The 17,208-nt window shown below is 67.0% G+C and carries 17 protein-coding genes; 6 read left to right on the top strand and 11 right to left on the bottom strand.

All coding sequences use genetic code 11. The features are described from left to right. Nucleotides 1–163: 163 nt before the first annotated feature. Nucleotides 164–493, bottom strand: a complete 330-nt coding sequence (locus tag C0R46_RS16375) for a hypothetical protein (protein ID WP_102960743.1) — start codon at nt 491–493, stop codon at nt 164–166. Nucleotides 494–693: 200 nt separating this feature from the next. Here C0R46_RS16375 and glcF point away from each other — a divergent pair, with 200 nt between their 5' ends. Then, the gene (gene glcF / locus C0R46_RS16370; RefSeq protein WP_102960742.1) at nt 694–2,031 is read left to right on the top strand and encodes a glycolate oxidase subunit GlcF; all 1,338 of its coding nucleotides are present in this window, start codon (nt 694–696) and stop codon (nt 2,029–2,031) included. Nucleotides 2,032–2,086: 55 nt separating this feature from the next. On the opposite strand, the gene C0R46_RS16365 is transcribed toward glcF, so the two are convergent. Beyond that, nucleotides 2,087–2,794, bottom strand: coding sequence for a L,D-transpeptidase (locus C0R46_RS16365; protein ID WP_102960741.1), 708 nt, complete (start codon nt 2,792–2,794; stop codon nt 2,087–2,089). Between the two features lie 153 nt (nt 2,795–2,947). After that, the gene (locus C0R46_RS16360; protein WP_102960740.1) at nt 2,948–3,751 is read right to left on the bottom strand and encodes a L,D-transpeptidase; all 804 of its coding nucleotides are present in this window, start codon (nt 3,749–3,751) and stop codon (nt 2,948–2,950) included. A gap of 266 nt (nt 3,752–4,017) precedes the next feature. Between C0R46_RS16360 and C0R46_RS16355 the strand changes: the two genes are divergently transcribed. Then, entirely contained in the window at nt 4,018–4,665 is a 648-nt protein-coding gene (locus C0R46_RS16355; protein ID WP_102960739.1) for a DNA-3-methyladenine glycosylase I, read from the top strand. A 17-nt stretch (nt 4,666–4,682) separates the two neighbouring features. On the opposite strand, the gene C0R46_RS16350 is transcribed toward C0R46_RS16355, so the two are convergent. Next, nucleotides 4,683–5,018 carry an SMR family transporter gene (locus C0R46_RS16350; protein ID WP_425349898.1) on the bottom strand — a complete coding sequence of 112 codons (336 nt, stop codon included), beginning with the start codon at nt 5,016–5,018 and terminating at the stop codon, nt 4,683–4,685. Nucleotides 5,019–5,211: 193 nt separating this feature from the next. Here C0R46_RS16350 and hisS point away from each other — a divergent pair, with 193 nt between their 5' ends. From hisS to hisG, 3 genes are read left to right on the top strand one after another with little or no spacing between them, the layout of a single operon-like run. Further along, a complete protein-coding gene (gene hisS / locus C0R46_RS16345) occupies nt 5,212–6,729 on the top strand; it encodes a histidine--tRNA ligase (protein WP_102960737.1) in 1,518 nt (505 codons plus the stop codon). A gap of 8 nt (nt 6,730–6,737) precedes the next feature. Then, nucleotides 6,738–7,868, top strand: coding sequence for an ATP phosphoribosyltransferase regulatory subunit (locus C0R46_RS16340; protein ID WP_245413627.1), 1,131 nt, complete (start codon nt 6,738–6,740; stop codon nt 7,866–7,868). Beyond that, nucleotides 7,865–8,560 carry an ATP phosphoribosyltransferase gene (gene hisG / locus C0R46_RS16335; protein WP_102960736.1) on the top strand — a complete coding sequence of 232 codons (696 nt, stop codon included), beginning with the start codon at nt 7,865–7,867 and terminating at the stop codon, nt 8,558–8,560. Before C0R46_RS16340 ends, hisG begins: the two co-directional genes overlap by 4 nt. 69 nt (nt 8,561–8,629) lie before the next feature. Here hisG and C0R46_RS16330 read toward each other — a convergent pair whose 3' ends face one another. The 5 genes from C0R46_RS16330 to C0R46_RS16310 all read right to left on the bottom strand — a co-directional run bounded on the left by C0R46_RS16330 (nt 8,630) and on the right by C0R46_RS16310 (nt 14,063). Further along, nucleotides 8,630–9,010, bottom strand: a complete 381-nt coding sequence (locus tag C0R46_RS16330) for a DoxX family protein (protein WP_102960735.1) — start codon at nt 9,008–9,010, stop codon at nt 8,630–8,632. 151 nt (nt 9,011–9,161) lie between these two features. Next, complete coding sequence (gene fumC / locus C0R46_RS16325; RefSeq protein WP_198598380.1) at nt 9,162–10,598, bottom strand: class II fumarate hydratase; 1,437 nt, start codon at nt 10,596–10,598, stop codon at nt 9,162–9,164. 144 nt (nt 10,599–10,742) lie between these two features. Then, complete coding sequence (locus C0R46_RS16320) at nt 10,743–11,429, bottom strand: Isoquinoline 1-oxidoreductase subunit (RefSeq protein ID WP_245413626.1); 687 nt, start codon at nt 11,427–11,429, stop codon at nt 10,743–10,745. Nucleotides 11,430–11,441: 12 nt separating this feature from the next. Beyond that, a complete protein-coding gene (locus tag C0R46_RS16315; RefSeq protein WP_102960733.1) occupies nt 11,442–13,601 on the bottom strand; it encodes a xanthine dehydrogenase family protein molybdopterin-binding subunit in 2,160 nt (719 codons plus the stop codon). 3 nt (nt 13,602–13,604) lie between these two features. Next, nucleotides 13,605–14,063, bottom strand: coding sequence for a (2Fe-2S)-binding protein (locus C0R46_RS16310; protein WP_102960732.1), 459 nt, complete (start codon nt 14,061–14,063; stop codon nt 13,605–13,607). Between the two features lie 335 nt (nt 14,064–14,398). Between C0R46_RS16310 and C0R46_RS20830 the strand changes: the two genes are divergently transcribed. Then, complete coding sequence (locus tag C0R46_RS20830; RefSeq protein WP_157944670.1) at nt 14,399–14,551, top strand: hypothetical protein; 153 nt, start codon at nt 14,399–14,401, stop codon at nt 14,549–14,551. Nucleotides 14,552–14,672: 121 nt separating this feature from the next. Here C0R46_RS20830 and C0R46_RS16305 read toward each other — a convergent pair whose 3' ends face one another. Then, nucleotides 14,673–14,855, bottom strand: coding sequence for a CsbD family protein (locus tag C0R46_RS16305; protein WP_102960731.1), 183 nt, complete (start codon nt 14,853–14,855; stop codon nt 14,673–14,675). Between the two features lie 185 nt (nt 14,856–15,040). After that, nucleotides 15,041–17,208: putative Ig domain-containing protein (locus C0R46_RS16300; RefSeq protein ID WP_114348476.1), on the bottom strand; the 2,168-nt coding region annotated here is incomplete at its 5' end.

Raw genomic sequence — 17,208 nt, 5'->3', positions numbered from 1 at the left:
CAGGAAGCCTTGTGACGTATCAAACCTGAAGGCGTAAGAGCCCGTGCATCGGCGCTCCGTGCGAGATGCGGCGACGCCCAAAGGCGGGGAGACTGTCGCAGTCGATCCCCGCCTTTGAGAAGCCTGAAGTCATCATCGGAAGAGCGATCAGCCGGAGGTCGCTCTACCGCCCCTGCATGATGCGCACGATGCCGGGCGAGAACTCGCCCTGCGACAGCGCCAGCCAGTCGGCATTGGTGATCCGCCCCTCGCTACTCGCCTTCTCGAGGCGGCTGCAGAGTGTCGCCGGGGCTGCGGCGACCGACACGCGCATCATCCGAGCCATCTCGGCCTTGGTATCCGCGCTCTCGTTCGCGATACTCTTTTCGCAATCCGAGGCGACGACTTGCGGCTCATCCGAGCCGCTCGATGCCGTGTCGCCCCCAGGCTGCGTGACGCAGCCGCTCAAGAGCACTGCCACAATCGGCAGTACCCGGATCGTCGTGATATTCACTGTTGTCCCCCCAGATTGCTGCCCGAACTGTTCGACTGAGCTCTCATTCCTGTCAATGAGCGCCTCGTCCGTGCCGACACCTTGGCTGTGGATGGCGTCTGGCCGGATGCTGCGAACTGGCAGCCAGCACGCCGCAGCGACGACGTGGCGACTTCTCTGCTAAGGAGGGCAACGATTTCAGCCTCCCAGCGGATGGCGCCATGCAGACTCACTTCTCGCCCGCCCAGCTCGACGACCCGGAGACCGGCCACGCCGCCGGCATCATCCGCAAATGCGTCCATTGCGGCTTCTGCACGGCGACGTGCCCGACCTATGTGACGCTCGGCAACGAGCTCGATTCGCCACGGGGGCGCATCTACCTCATCAAGGAGATGCTGGAGAACGACCGTCCGGCCGATGCCGAGACGGTCACCCATATCGACCGCTGCCTGTCCTGCCTGTCCTGCATGACGACCTGCCCCTCGGGCGTGAACTACATGCACCTCGTCGACCACGCGCGGGTCCATGTCGAGAAGACCTACCGTCGGCCGCTGGCGGATCGCCTGATCCGCACCCTCATCGCGTCTGTGCTGCCCTATCGCCGGCGGTTCCGCGCAAGCCTTGCTCTGGCGCGCCTCGCCAAACCGTTGGCGGCGACGCTCGACGGCATCGCTCCCTTGCGTCCGCTCGCCGCCATGCTGCGGCTGGCGCCGGCCTCGCTGCCGGCACGGTTGCCGACGGACGAGGCGGCGGTTCATCCGGCGATCGGCAAGCGGAAGGGCCGGGTGGCGCTTCTGTCAGGCTGCGCGCAGCCGGTGCTCGATCCCGCCATCAACGCCGCGACGATCCGGCTTCTCACCCGCCTCGGTATCGAGGTCGTGGTGGCTAAGGGGGAGGGCTGCTGCGGCGCTCTCGTCCATCACATGGGCCGCGAGGATCAGGCGCTCCGGCTGGCCCGAGGCACCATCGATGCCTGGGTCGCCGAGGCGGATCGCGGGCTGCTCGACGCCATCATCGTCACGGCGTCCGGCTGCGGCACCACGATCAAGGACTACGGCCACATGCTGCGGCTGGACCCCGCCTATGCCGAGAAGGCGGCGCGCGTTTCGGCGCTCGCCAAGGACGTGACGGAGTTCATCGCGGCGCTCGATCTTCCGGCGCCGGAGCGCCCGCTCGATCTCACCGTCGCCTATCACTCGGCGTGCTCGATGCAGCATGGTCAGAAGATCACCGCGGCGCCCAAGCAGCTGCTGGGGAAAGCCGGCGCCATCGTCCGCGACGTGCCTGAGGGGCATCTGTGCTGCGGCTCGGCCGGCACCTACAACATCCTGCAGCCGGAGATCGCCGCGCGCCTGCGCGACCGCAAGGTCGCCAATATCGAGCGGGTCTGGCCGGATGTCGTCGCCACCGGCAATATCGGCTGCATCACCCAGATTGGCTCGGCGACGCCACTGCCGGTGCTCCATACGGTGGAGCTTCTGGACTGGGCCTATGGCGGCGAGGCGCCTGCCCGGCTGGCCGCGATGTCGCGGCGACCGCGAGCCGTCGCCGCGGAATAGAAAAGGGCCGCCGTTGCCGGCAGCCCCGATGGTCGCTCCGATGCTGAAATCGGCCTCAGCCGCCGAACAGCACGCTCAGGAGATCCTTACGCACCGGTCCGGCATCGGCATAGATCGCGTCGCGGCCCTTGCCATCCGGCCCGATCACGATGACCTTGGTGCCGCGGTCCGCCCGCTCGTAGAGATGAGTCACGTCCTCGTTCATCATCCGGATGCAGCCGGACGACATGTTGAGGCCGATCGTCCAGGGCTGGTTGGTGCCGTGGATGCGGTAGATCGAGTCGCGGCCGCCGCGATAGAGATACATCGCACGAGCGCCGAGCGGGTTCTCCGGGCCGCCTTCCATATAGGCCGGCAGGATGCGGCCAGCCTTGCGCTCGCGCACGATCATCTCGGCCGGCGGCGTCCAGCCCGGCCACTCCGCCTTGCGGCCGATCGACATGTTGCCGGACCAGCCGAAGCCCTCGCGGCCGACGCCAACGCCGTAGCGCGTTGCGAGCCCATTCCCCTCGACAAAGTAGAGGTGCTTGCGGTTGGTATCGACGATGATCGTGCCCGGCTTCTCGCGCGTCGAGATCCGCACTTCCTGGCGCTGGAACTGCGCCGGCAGCGACTTCATCTGGTAGCGCATCCGCTGCTGCTGGGCCGTTGTCACCTTCTCCCAGCGGCCGGTGGCATGGTTGTAGCGCTTTTCATCGGCCGAGGCCGGTGCAGCCACGGCAAGTCCGGCCAGGACGGCCATCGCGGCGATGCCGGTGCGCATCGATGGTTTCATCGCGAATTCCCCTCTCCAATCTCCGGTGGTTCCGGAGGGTCGGCAAAATAAGTCAGCCTGACAAGGCCGGAACGGGACAAGCGGCGGTATGATCCGCCGCAAGGCTTTCCCTTAGGTGCGTTCCGGCCCTGTCTGTTGCAGCTACATCACAACCACGCGCGTGCCGACGCCGACGGTCTCGTAGAGCTCTTCGACATCCTGGTTGCGCATGCGGATGCAACCCGACGAGACGGCCTTGCCGATCGACCAGGGCTGGTTGGTGCCGTGGATGCGGTAGAGCGTGGATCCGAGATACATCGCGCGGGCGCCGAGCGGGTTCTCCTCGCCGCCCTTCATCACCACGGGCAGGATCTTACCCTTCTTCTTCTCGCGCGCGATCATCTGCGCGGGCGGGCGCCAGTCCGGCCATTCGCGCTTGGCGGTCACCTTGTGCGTACCGGCCCAGGCAAAGCCCGGCTTGCCGACGCCGACGCCGTAGCGGCGGGCACGGCCATTCTCGCCGACCTGGTAGAGGAACTTCGAGCGGGTATCGATCACCAGCGTGCCCGGCGCCTCTTTGGTGATGTAGTCGACGTCTTGCGGCAGATAGGCGGGATCGATGCTGCGGGCGGCCGGTACGGCGCGGGCCTGGCGCGGCTTCACGCCGGCCTGCGAGCGCGTCACGATACGGGCGCGTCCCGGCACGGCCGCGGCATAGGTGACCTCGGCTGGAGCTACCGACAGGACGACGCCACTGCGGGCTGAGGCCGCTGCGGGTTCGGCGAGGTGCGGACGCGTGTAGCCGCGCACGATGCCGCTGCCGGGCGACAGCTGCAGGAGCCACTCCTGGGCGAGATCGGGCGAAACCTGCACGGCCGGCTGGCCGCGATCGCGTCCGACAGCGTCGCTCATGCCGCCGAAAGCGGCGAGCACGAGGCTGGCCGCAGCGATGGAAAGCTTGCGCATGGAGGTTGATCCATTCCGATGGCGATGGGGCGGTCAGCCGGTGAGGCAGCGACCGTGCGTCGAAGGATGGGCCGCAATCGCAAGCGAATGGTGAACGGCGGCGCCGTCGCCGGGTGGCATCCCGATGAAACCGTTTGTCAGGGTTAATGCGTCCTTTCCGCTTGCGAGCTGGTCATGGGGTGACCGCCGGGCGTGAAGCGTTGTGGGCGTCACGCGGACTGGACGATGGCCTTGCCAGGAGGCCGGCCATCGACCCAACATCTGGGATGGACGAGAATCGCGAACGGGCCGGTCTGGCCCTCGGTGCCGACGGAACGTGGCGGTGCGCCTGGGCGGGCGATGACCCGCTCTATCGCCGCTATCACGACGAGGAGTGGGGCCGGCCGAGCGCCGATGACGATCGCCTGTTCGAGAAGCTCTGCCTCGAAGGCTTCCAGTCGGGCCTCTCCTGGATCACCATCCTGCGGAAGCGCGAGGCCTTTCGCGAACTCTTCCACGGCTTTTCCATCGCCGAGGTCGCCGCCATGGGCGAGGCCGATATCGAGCGGCTGGTGCTGGACCCGCGTATCATCCGCCACCGCGGCAAGATCGCCTCGGCCATCAACAATGCCAAGCGGGCCTTGGAGGTGCAGGCCGAGCATGGTTCGCTGGCGGCCTTCCTCTGGCGATTCGAGCCGAAGGCGGACGAGAGGCCGGAGAGCGTGACGCTCGAATGGGCGCGGGCGAACACCACCAGCCAGGCCTCCGCCGCACTCTCGAAGGCGCTGAAGAAGCGCGGCTTCAGCTTCGTCGGTCCGACCACGATCTACGCCTTCATGCAGGCCATGGGCTTCGTCAACGACCACTTCGACGGCTGCGCTTGCCGCGATTCGTGTGAGACGTCGCGCCGCGCCTTCGTGCGGCCGCCCTCATAGACCGGCCGGCCGCAGCCTCAGTGCGTGACGCTGCGGGAGAACAGATTGATGACCATGACGCCGGCGAGGATCAGCGCGAGGCCGATCACGGCCGGCAGATCGAGCGCCTGCTTGAACCAGATCCAGGCCACAGCGGTGATGAGGACGATGCCGAGTCCGGACCAGAGCGCGTAGACGACGCCGGTCGGCATCACCTTCAGCGTGAAGGACAGGAACCAGAAGGCGAAGGCATAGCCACCGATCGCCCCGAGCGTCGGCCAGAGCCGGGTCAGTCCATCTGAGCGGGCAAGGGCAGTGGTCGCGATCACCTCGGCGACGATGGCGATGGCGAGGAGAAGATAGGTCCGGACCACGCGCAAGCTCCAGCCGAAGGCACGCCGGCGGGAGGCCGCTGGCTTTCCCGCTTCTGCCATGGCGCCGCGCTGGGCGGAAGCGGCTCCACCTCTCCGGTGCCGAACTTGTCGCTGTCGCCACGATCGGGTACCACGCGCGCGAGATCGGCCGGCTCGCCCGGCGCCCTTCATCCCCGTTGGCAGGCATTCCACCATGGCTCAGAAGAAGCCCTCGCGCGTCTCGCCGCGCCTTCCGCGCGGCTTCGTCGATCGCGACGCTGCCGACCTGCGCGCGCAGCAGCAGATGCTCGATGTCATCCGCAACGTCTACGAGCGCTATGGCTTCGAGCCGGTGGAAACGCCGATGTTCGAATATACGGATGCGCTGGGCAAATTCCTGCCCGACTCGGACCGGCCGAACGAGGGCGTCTTCTCGCTTGTCGACGATGACGAGCAGTGGATGAGCCTGCGCTACGACCTGACGGCGCCGCTCGCCCGCTATGTCGCGGAGAATTACGAGGCGCTGCCCAAGCCCTATCGCTCCTACCGGGCAGGCTATGTCTTCCGCAACGAGAAGCCGGGGCCGGGCCGCTTCCGCCAGTTCATGCAGTTCGACGCCGACATCGTGGGCGCGCCGAACGTTTCGGCCGATGCCGAGATGGCGATGATGATGGCCGACACGATGGAGGCGCTCGGCATCCCGCGCGGCCAGTACGTGATCCGCGTCAACAACCGCAAGGTGCTGGACGGCATCCTCGACGCGATTGGCCTGGAGGGCGATCAGCCGCGCCGCCTGACGGTGCTGCGGGCACTCGACAAGTTCGACAAGTTCGGCACGGAAGGCGTCAGCCTGCTCCTCGGCAAGGGCCGGCTCGACGAGAGCGGCGGCAAGGGTGACTTCACCAAGGGTGCGGAACTGGCGCCCGACGTCATTGAGCGCGTCCTGGCGATCTTCGATGCCGATGGTCTTAAGGGTGTGGGCGGTGCCTTCGCCGGGCAGGCCGGCGTCGATGCCGGGCTGGCTGAACTCACCTCCATCGAAGAATCCTGCCGCACCGCCGGCTACGATGCCGACCGGGTGAAGATCGATCCGTCCGTCGTCCGTGGCCTCGAATACTACACCGGCCCGGTCTTCGAGGCCGAGCTTCTCTTCGACGTCACCAACGAAAAGGGCGAGGTCGTGCGCTTCGGCTCCGTCGGCGGCGGGGGGCGCTATGACGGCCTCGTTTCCCGCTTCATGAGCCAGCCGGTGCCGGCGACGGGCTTCTCCATCGGCGTCTCGCGCCTGCAGACGGCGCTGAAGAATCTCGGCCGCCTCGATACTGCCGAGCGCCCCGGTCCGGTGGTCGTTACCGTGATGGACCGCGACCGCATGGCGGACTATCAGCGCATGGCAACGACCCTGCGCAACGCCTTGAACGCGCCGGGCCAGCCGATCGTCCCGGTGGAGGTGTTCCAGGGCAACCCGAAGCAGTTCGGCAAGCAGCTTCAATATGCCGATCGCCGCAACGCGCCGGTTGTGGTGATCCAGGGCGCCGACGAGAAGGCGGCGGCCAAGGTGCAAGTGAAGGACCTCATCGAGGGCAAGCGCATCGCCGAAACGATCGGGGACAATGCCGAGTGGCGCGAGGCCCGTGCGGGCCAGGAACTCGTCGACGAGACGCATCTCGTCCAGACCGTCCGCGCCATTCTCGATCGCCATGCCGCGGCGCGCGGCGGGCAGCAGAGCTGAGCCGACCGTTGAACGCCCGATCCGCGCCGTCCGCCATCGAAACGTGCCTGTCCGGATTCTTTGCCGGCTTCGGGGCCTATGATGTCGACGTGCCGCTGCTGCAGCCGGCCGAGCCCTATCTCGATTCCACCGGCGAAGCGCTGCGGCGGCGCATCTTCCTGACGCGCGGAGAGGCGGGCGAGGTGCTGTGCCTAAGGCCGGACTTCACCATTCCCGTGTGCCTCGCCCATATCGCGGCGACCAATCCGCTGCCGCGCCGCTACTCCTATATCGGCCCCATCTTCCGCCAGAGCGGCACCGGCGCGCCGGAAACGCGTCAGGCGGGACTGGAGGATCTCGGCGACGCCGACAAGGCGGCAGCCGATGCGCGCGTCCTGGCGCAGGCGCTGGAATGCCTTAGCGCCTGTGGCCTCACCACGGACAAGATCGAGGTCGTTCTCGGGGACCAGGGCCTGTTCGAAGCCTTTCTCGAAGGGCTCGGTCTGCCCGGCAGCTGGCAGCGCCGGCTGATCCGCACCTTCGGCGACGAGGCGGCGCTGACGAGCGCGCTCGACGATCTCGCGCGCCACGACGGCCGATCGCTGAAGGGGCTCGATCCGGAGCTGCGGCGCCTGGCGATGCGCCGGGACCTTCCGGCCCTGGAGGCGGCGATCGAGTCGCTGAAGGAGGAGGGCGGCCTGCCGCCCCATTCCGGCCGCACGGCAGCGGAGATCGCGGCGCGGCTGGTGGAAAAGGTCGCCTTTGCCGCGACCGCATTGTCCGAGGCCTCGCTGTTGCGGCTGCGCGATTTCCTGTCCGTCGACTGCTCGCTCGATCAGGCCCCGCAGACGCTCGCCGCCGTCTGCGGCGACGATATCGACCTTGGCCGTGCCCTGGTCTTCTTCGAGCGCCGGGCGGAGGCGCTGCGGGAGGCGGGCGTGGATCTCGCCGGCATCCGCTACCGCGCCGCCTTCGGGCGGGCGATCGACTACTATACCGGCCTCGTCTTCGAGGCGCGGTTGCGCGGGGGCGACGAGCCGCTGGCCGGTGGCGGGCGTTACGACCGGCTGCTCGCCTATCTCGGCGCCACCGAGCCGGTGCCGGCCGTCGGGGTGTCCTTCTGGCTAGACCGCATCGAGGCGGCGGGAGCGCGCCAATGACGCTGACGCTCGCCATCCCCTCCAAGGGCCGCATGAAAGACGACTGTATCGCCGCGCTTGCCCGTGCCGGCATCCATGTCGAGCCGGCGGCGGATGCGCGCTCCTATCGCACCACTGTGTCCGGCATTGAGGGGCTCGACGTCCTACTGCTTTCCGCCTCCGAGATCGCACGGCAGCTGCGCGAGGGCGCGGTGGACTTCGGCATCACCGGCGAGGACCTCATCCGCGAATCCATCGCCGAGCCGGAGGAGAGCGTCGACTTCATCGCGCGGCTCGGCTTCGGCCGGGCCGATGTGGTGGTCGCGGTTCCTGACGCCTGGGTCGATGTCGATACGATGGAGGACCTCAACGACGTCGCCGCAAGCTTCCGCCAGAAGCATCAAAGGCGTCTGCGCATCGCCACCAAATACTGGCGGCTGACGCAGGGCTTCTTCACCCGTCTGCACGGCATCCAGACCTACCGGATCGTGGAGAGCCTCGGGGCGACGGAGGGCGCCCCGGCGACGGGCTCGGCGGAGATCATCGTCGACATAACCTCGACCGGCTCGACGCTGGCCGCCAACCGGCTGAAGATCCTGCGCGACGGGGTGATCCTGTCGTCAGAGGCTTGCCTCTTGATGGCGAAGGCCGACCGGAACGCGGCCGATGCCGCGGTGGCGGCGGAGGTCGCGGGGCGGTTTCGCGCGGGCTGAGCTGAAATCTTGCGACCAGCAGAGGGAGCATCTGGCCAGCACTGAGGCCAGCCAGATGCCGAATGCGCCTCAGGCGTAGCGGCTTTCGCGCGCCGGCTTGTCGACCGCGAAGGCGCCCGGCCCGGACGCGGCAAGAACCAGGAAGCCGCCGGCCATGGCGATGTTCTTCATCAGCGCCGTGGCATCGCCCATATGGGCGAGAAGGCCTGTCGCCACGCAGAACAGCGCGAAGGCGATGGCCACGATGCGGGTCTGGAAGCCGACGACGAGGGCGACGCCGCCGAGCAGTTCGAACAGGCCGACGAGATAGGCCATGACCAGCGGCGCCGGAAAGCCAAGGCTGGCGAGATAGCCGGAGAAGCCGGCGGCGCCTGCGAGCTTGCCGAAGCCGGAGACGATGAAGATGATCGACAGGAGGATGCGGCCGATCGGCAAGAGGTTGGCGTTCAAGGTGGTGCTCCGTTCAGGGATGAAGGAGCACTAGGATAGCTGCCGCCGAACCCAACGATAGGCGGCGAACAAACGACCGATTGTTCACGGGCAGAGATACAATTCGCGCGTGGAGATCGCCTGTTCAAAGGCGGCCTCCACGGCTGCGACCTCAGCTGGGGCCGATCATCTTTTCCGGACGAACCGCCTCGTCGAACTCGGCGTCCGTCAGGTAGCCGCCGCCGACGGCCTCTTCGCGCAGCGTCGTTCCGTTCTTGTGGGCGGTCTTGGCGATCTTGGCGCAGGCGTCGTAGCCGAGCTTGCCGTTCAGCGCCGTAACCAGCATCAGCGAGTTGTTGAGGCCGCGCTCGATGTTGTCACGTCGCGGCTCGATGCCGACGACGCAGTTCTCGGTGAACGACACGGCCGCATCCGCCATCAGCCGCACCGACTGGAGGAAGTTGTAGGCCATCACCGGGTTGAAGACGTTGAGCTCGAAATGGCCCTGGCTGCCGGCGAAGGTCAGCGCCGCGTGGTTGCCGAAGATTTGCACGCAGACCTGCGTCAGCGCCTCGCACTGTGTCGGGTTCACCTTGCCCGGCATGATCGAGGAGCCCGGCTCGTTCTCCGGCAGCGCCAGCTCGCCGAGGCCCGAGCGGGGGCCCGAGCCGAGGAAGCGGATGTCGTTGGCGATCTTGAACAGGCTTGCCGCCACCGTGTTGATCGCGCCGTGGCTGAACACCATGGCATCGTGGGCGGCGAGCGCCTCGAACTTGTTGGGCGCCGAGGTGAAGGAAAGTCCAGTGATTTGGGCGATCTTGTCGGCGACGCCTTCGGCAAAGCCGATCGGCGCGTTGAGGCCGGTGCCGACCGCCGTGCCGCCCTGCGCGAGCTGCATCAGCGCGGGCAGGGTGCTCTCGATACGGGCGATGCCGTTCTCGACCTGTTGCGTATAGCCGGAAAACTCCTGGCCGAGCGTCAGGGGCGTCGCGTCCTGCGTGTGCGTACGGCCGATCTTGATGATGTCCGACCAGCTCTGCGCCTTGTCGTTCAGCGCGTTGCGCAGCGTCTGCAGCGCCGGCAGCAGCCGGTGCACGATCTCCTCCGCGCAGGCGACATGCATCGCCGTCGGATAGGTGTCGTTGGACGACTGGCTCATATTGACGTGGTCGTTCGGGTGGACGGGCTTCTTGGAGCCCATCGTGCCGCCCAGCATCTCAATCGCGCGGTTCGCGATCACCTCGTTGGCGTTCATGTTGGACTGCGTGCCCGAGCCGGTCTGCCAGACGACCAGCGGGAAATGGTCGTTCAGCTTGCCTTCGATCACCTCGTTGGCGGCCGCGACGATGGCGTCGCCGAGTTTGGGATCGAGCTTGCCGAGCGCCATGTTGGTCTCGGCGGCCGCGCGCTTGACGATGCCGAGCGCCCGCACGACCGGGGCCGGCTGCTTCTCCCAGCCGATCTTGAAGTTGCCGAGCGAGCGCTGCGCCTGCGCGCCCCAGTAGCGGTCCGACGCGACTTCGATCGGTCCGAAGGTGTCGGTTTCGGTGCGTGTGGTCATCACTCGTATCCCATGGCTCGGCATTTTAGGTTTGCTGCCGAATGCCATAATGCGTGGGGCCACGCCCCGGAAGAGCATGGCCCACCATAAAATCGAATGAAATGAGGCCAGGTCCTTTGGCGACAGCGCCGCGGACGTCGTCAGTCAGTCAGTGCCCCGAGACGCTTCCCGCAGGGATTGCTCGGTGCGCCGTCACTCGCCCGGGCAGTGTGCGCCCGTGGCGGCCCAGGCCTCGTAGAGCTTACCGAACTCCTCCTGCGTACCCGGCACCTTCTCGCGGCCCTTGCCGGGGTTCCAGCCCCAGCCGACCAGATGATCCTGGCCCATGTGGTGGACGATCTCCTCCAGCGTCTTGCCGCCGTTGCGATTGACGTCCTTGATCTGCACGCAGATCTCGCCGAGCGTCTTGCCCTGCCAGGCCATCTCGATCGGTGCGAGGTGCCAGTTGGGATCACCGGGAATCGACTGGAGACCCTCGGCCTGTGCCACCACCTCGGCATTGGCGGGGCCATGGCAGGTGTTGCAGGTCATGCCGGTCAGGCCGAAATCGGCCGGGCCGCGGAACACCGGCGGCTGGTGCAGCGTCATCGCCATGGTCTGCAGCGGCCTGTCGCCGGCCGGATGGCAGTTGACGCAGCGTGGGTGCTGCAGGACCTTGCCGGTTTCCTCGAAGATGGCGATCGAACGCTGCTTTTCGTCCGCAATGGAATCGAAGGCTGACACCGGTTTCAGGCCCTCGACGGGGCCGCCCTCCTTCGCCGCCTCCTGCGGTCCCGTCGGCGAAGTGTCGGCTGCGCCCGACAGGGAGGGTGCAAGAAGGAGGCTGCCGGCCAGCAGCAGCGCTGCCGGCACGGCGAACAGAACGTTGGACTTGTTCAAGACGTCGGCTCCTCAGGACACCGCGATGTTGACGAGCGGCAGGCGCCGGACCGGCGCGCCGGTCAGCTGGCGCCAGGCATTGGCGACGGCGGGGCCGATGGGCGGAACGCCCGGCTCGCCGACGCCGGTCGGCGCCTCCGTGGACGGGATGATGGCGACCTCGACATGCGGCATCTCGTTGATGCGCAGCGACCGGTAGTCGTGGAAGTTCGACTGGATGATCTTGCCGCCTTCGCCGAGCTCGACCTGGTCGAACAGGATGGCCCCGAGACCATATCCAACGCCGCCCTCCAGCTGCGCCTTGATGACGTTCGGGTTGAGCGCGACGCCGCAATCCACCGCGCACCACACCTTGTGCACCTTCGGAGCGCCGAGTTCGTCGACCGACACCTCGGCGATTTCGGCGACATAGGTGTTGAAGCTCTTGTGCACGGCGACGCCGCGCTGGCGCCCCTCCGGCACCGGGCCGCCCCAGTCGGCCATCTCCGCCACCTTCTTCAAGACGCCGAGGTGACGGTTCTGGTCCTTGAGCAGCGCGATGCGGCCCTCGACCGCATCCTTGCCGGCCTTCTGCAAGAGCTCGTCGAGGAAGGTCTCGACCGCAAAGCCGGTATGGGTATGGCCGACCGAGCGCCACCAGAGGGCGGGCACGCCGACCTCGGTATTGTAGCCGAATACCCTGAGGTTCGGGATGGCGTAGGGCATGTCGGAGGCGCCCTCCACGGACGACTCGTCGAGCTCTAGCTTCTTCATGATCGACTGGCCGGCGATCACGTGGTCCCAGGCGACGATCTCACCGGCCTTGTCGATGGCGCCGCGGATGCGGTGAACGTAGAGCGGACGGTAGAAGCCGCCGCGGATGTCGTCCTCGCGCGTCCACATATGCTTCACGGGCCGCGCCATGCCGGATGCCTTGAAGACCTCGGCGGCCTCCCGCATGTAGGGCGAGCCGAACTGGGCCCGGCGCCCGAAGCTGCCGCCGGCGAGCTGCATGTTGATCCGGATCTGGCTCTGGTCGACGCCGAGCACCTCGGAGATCGCCTGCTTGTCCTGCCCAGGGAACTGCGCGCCGTTGTAGGAGTCGATCGACCCGTCCTCGCGCCGCACCAGCACTGCGTCGAGCGGCTCCATCGGCGCATGCGCCAGGAACGGGAAGAGCATGTCCGCCTCGATCCGGGTGACGCCGTCGCCCTTGAAGGCGGCTTCCACATCACCCTTGTCGGCGGCCTTGAAGCCGTCCTTGGCAAACAGGCTGCGATAATCCTCGGCGATCTTCTCGCTGGAGCGTTGCTCGGCCTTGGAGAGATCCCAGTCAATCTTCAGCGCCGCGCGGCCCTTCAGGGCGGCGAAGGTGTTGTCGGCATAGACTGCGACGCCCTGCGGCACGACCTTCACGTCGACGACGCCAGGGACGGCCTTGGCTGCGGTGTCGTCCACCGAGGCGACGGTCGCGCCGAAGCGGTCCGGGTGGGCGACGGTCGCGATCAGCATGTCATCCGCATGGATGTCGAGCGTGAAGATCGCCTTGCCGGTGGACTTCGCCACCGTGTCGAGCTTCGGCCGGTCCTTGCCGATCAGCACGAAGTCTCTCGGGTCCTTCAGCACCGGCTCCGCCGGCGGCGTCATCGTCGCGGCCTTGGCGGCCAGGGCGCCGAAGCCGCTCGTCTTGCCGGACGCAGCGTGGCTGATGCGGCCCGCCGACACCGTGATCTCCGCGGCGGGAACGCCCCACTCCTCGGCAGCCGCCGCAACCAGCATGGCCCTTGCGGTAGCACCCGCCTTACGCAGCTGCTCGTAGGAATTGGCGATGGAGGTCGATCCGCCGGTGCCCTGGATGCCGAAGGCGAGGTTCTTGTAGACGTCGTCGTCCGCCGGCGCTGCGGCGGCACGCATCTGGCTCCAGTCGGCGTCGAGCTCTTCGGCCACGATGGTTGCGAGTCCGGTATAGGGACCCTGGCCCATCTCGATGTGCTTGGCGAGCACCGTCACCGTATCGTCGGGGGCGATGCGAACGAATGCCTGGAACGGATATTGCTGTCCCTGCGCGTCGGCGGGAACGCCATTGAGCGAACTGGTCGCGGCAAACACGCGCGGCGCCAGCGCGACACCGATGACGAGGCCGGCGCCGGCCAGGAAGGCACGGCGGCTGGGCGCGAACTGGTGGATCGTCATGGCTCAGCCCTCCATCGTATCGGCGGCGTCGTGGATCGCCTGCCGGATGCGTTGATAGGTGGCACAGCGGCAGATGTTACCGGCCATGGCTCCGTCGATATCAGCGTCCGTCGGCTTCGGAGTGGTCTGAAGCAGCGCGACGGCGGACATGATCTGCCCGGACTGGCAGTAGCCGCATTGCGGCACGTCGATGGCGACCCAGGCCTTCTGCACGGCCTCCGCCTCGGCGCCCTGGATGCCTTCGATGGTGACGACCTCGGAGCCTTCGACCATCGAGATCGGCGTCACGCAGGAGCGCCGCGTCATGCCGTCGAGATGCACGGTGCAGGCGCCGCATTGGGCGACGCCGCAGCCATACTTCGTCCCTGTCAGCTTCTCGAAGTCGCGAATGACCCAGAGCAGCGGCGTTTCGGGATCACCGTCGAAACGGCGCTCCTCTCCGTTCAAGGTGAAAGTGACCATGGCTCGCCCTCGCGCCTCAGCAGACTGCGAAAAGCGGCCTGCTTAGAGTTGGATCAATTCCAATCTAGGACCGGGAGGGGCATTACAAGTCGCGGCTACTGAGGAAGTTGCCGACGATTAAGGCGACACACCGTTCGCGCGATCGCGACCGGTCTGGACGGCTATATTCGGCAGCGTTGGCGGGTCGAGGGTTGCATGTCATGTCCGGGAGGCCGGCGAAACCTCGTTGCCGGTGGAGCCGAGCGCAAGGCCAAGGCGTTGGAGTCTGGCTTTCAGATCGCACCGGCGGCCTGTAAGCACGGCAGCGCTGTCCTCACAGAACGGAAGAAAAGCCCATGTCCGATCCGAATCGCTTCAACAGGCCGTGGCCTCATCTGCTCGACTTCATCTTCGACGCCAACATGACCAATGGTACGTCGCGAATGATCGGTCTGATCGTCCTCGGTGCCGTTCTTTTCGGATCACTTCTCTGGCTCGTCGACAGCTGAGCCGTCCCGATCAAAGCCGTGTCGGACCAACCCCTCCATCCACCGCCGCGGTTGCGGCGCTCCTAACGAAAGGGCCACCCGACGGGTGGCCCTTTGCCGTTTCAGCTCATGGAGCGTTTGATCAGCTGAGCTGATCCTTTACCGCGTCCTTGACCTTGCCGTAGTTCTTCTGGGTCTTGCCCTCGGCCTGGTCGACGACGCCTTCGGCTTCGAGGCGCTCGTTGCCGACCGCACGACCGGCGGCTTCCTTGATGTGACCGCCGAGTTCCTTGGCGCCGCCCTTGATCTCGTTCTTGTCAACCATTGTCATTCTCCTTGTCTTGGCCGCGGAGCGACCTTGCTGAGAGAACGCGAACCGAGCCGACCTGTTCCCGCGACCGGATCGGCGGCGCGCAGGAAGGGCATCGCGGTGAGCAAATGAGAAAGGCCGCCACTCGGGGAGCGGCGGCCTTCGGCATGGTGTCGATCAGCGGGCATTGCGCCCCGGCATTAGAACGGAATGGTCACTCCGATCCGGCCGCCGACGGCGGTGTTGTCCTCGCTCCCGAGGTCCACTGTGCCGGTCATCTCGACCGACCAGCCGTCACGGCCAGCCAGTCCGAAGCCGGCCTCGACCGTGCCGAAGAGACCGTCGGCGACCGAGCCGTCGTCATTGGCCGACGAGATTCCGATGCTGCCGCCGATCGTCGGCGTGAACCGCCAGCCATTGTCCAGCAGCATCGTGTAGCCGAGCTTGGCGCCGGCACTGAAGCGCAGGTCGTCTTCGGTGAAGCCGGAGACGTCGACGCCGGTTGCCCCGTTCTCGACCGAGTAGTCGTCGACCTCCTCGTTGATGTAGCTGAGCTTCAGGTTTGGCCGCAGCGTCAGCGCGCCCGTGCCAAGAACGCCTTCGAGTTTGGCCGTTGCCATGATGCGGGTCGTATCGAAGTCGCCCTCGAAGGTCCCCGTATCGACGGTGTTCCAGCTGCGCCCGTAGTAGAGGCTGGCGTCGAGATAGAGGCTCGGCGTCAGCGCCAGCGAGGCATAGGGGCCGACCAGGAAGCCGGTGCCGTCGACATCGGCCTCGTCGCTCGGGTCGGTGGTGTGGTCGGCATGCAGGGCGACACCGAGAAGCAGCCTGTCGGTGACGAGGTAGTCGGCGCCGATCGAGAAGAGCGAGAACTCGCCCCAGTCGCCGTCTTCGCTTCCGTCGTCGTTCAGGTCGTCGTCGTCATTGCCCTCCTTGTGGAGAAGGAATGTACCCTTGGTCCAGAGGTTGAACCGCGGCAGCGGCACGGTGTCGGACGTCTCGCCGAGGGCGGCCCGGCGGGCCGCCTCGATCTGCGCTGTGCTGGTGGCAAAGCCTGCCGTGAGGCCGCCATTCTCGTCCGGATTGAGGTCCAGCGTTCCCGGCGCATTGCCCGTCGCCATCGCCCGTCGTTCCACCAGACCCGGAGTCTCGACATGGTTGGCGAGCAGGCTCTGCCGGGCGCTGACGAAGTCGCGCACGGCACGGTCCGCCGTCTCGGCCACTGCGGCCTCATCCAGCGCGATCACGTAGGTGACCGTGCCGGTGTTCGACGTCCCGACTGCGCTGACCAGCGTGTAGCCGACGCGAGCGGTACCAGAGAACTGCGGGTTCGGTGTGAACTTCAGGTAGAAGCCCTTCGGGGTTACGGCACCGAGAGCGGCGACCTCGCCTTCGACGATCAGCGCCGTGCCGGCCTGGCTCGGCTCGACGAAGGCGACGGCAGCACCGGTGAAGGGGCCACCGGTGGCCCCGGCATTGAGGTAGACATTGGCAGGAGCCTCGCCGGGCGCTGCGGTCACCGTCTTGTCGGGGACGGCAATCGTCTGCTTCTCGACGGTCAGCGCGTAGGCGGCGCTGCCGGTATTGCCCTCGCCATCGGTCACCTCGACGGTGAAGTGGTAGTCGCCCTCCGTGCTCGGCTCGAGCGGCCCGTTGAGCGCGCCGGTCGAGACGTTGAGGACGAGACCGGCCGGCAGGCTGCCCGCTGTGACGCGGAAGAGCTTGGCGCCGCTGCCGCCAGTCACGGTGATCGACTGGCTATAGGCCTCGCCAGCCATGGCGCTCGGGAGAGAACCGGCCGCCGGGCTGAAGGTGAAGGTGGCTGCCGGCTTGGCCTTGACGGTGATCGAGTAGGTCGCCGAGGCAGGCTCCTTCTCACTGTCAACGGCGCTGACCTTGAATTCGCCGCTGCCGGCCTTCGTCGGCGTACCCGAGATGATGCCGGTCGTGAGATCGATGGACAGGCCGTCGGGCAGGTTGCTGGTGCCGACGATGGTGCCGCCGGTGACGGTGATGGTCTGGCTGTAGGGCTCGCCGACCTTGGCCGTCGGCAGTTCGCCGGCGGCCGGCGAGAAGACCACCGCGGCAGGCTTGATGTAGAGCGAGTAGCTCACGACGACGGTCTGCCCGCTCGCGTCCTGCACGGTGAGGTCGAAGGCCGTCATGCCGGCCTGGGTCGGCGTGCCGGAGAGCATGCCGGTGGCGAAGTCCATTACGAGGCCATCGGGCAGCGTGCTGGTCGAGACGATGGTGCCGTCGGCGACGCTGAAGCTCTGGCTGTAGGCCTCGCCCACCTTGGCGTCGGACAGACGCCCGGCCGCCGGCGAGACGATAGCCGGCTTGGCCTTGACGGTGATCGAGTAGGTCG

The organism is Mangrovicella endophytica (genome assembly GCF_002893625.1).
GTDB classification, from domain to species: domain Bacteria; phylum Pseudomonadota; class Alphaproteobacteria; order Rhizobiales; family Rhizobiaceae; genus Mangrovicella; species Mangrovicella endophytica.
This window is presented reverse-complemented; position numbering and strand designations above follow the sequence as displayed.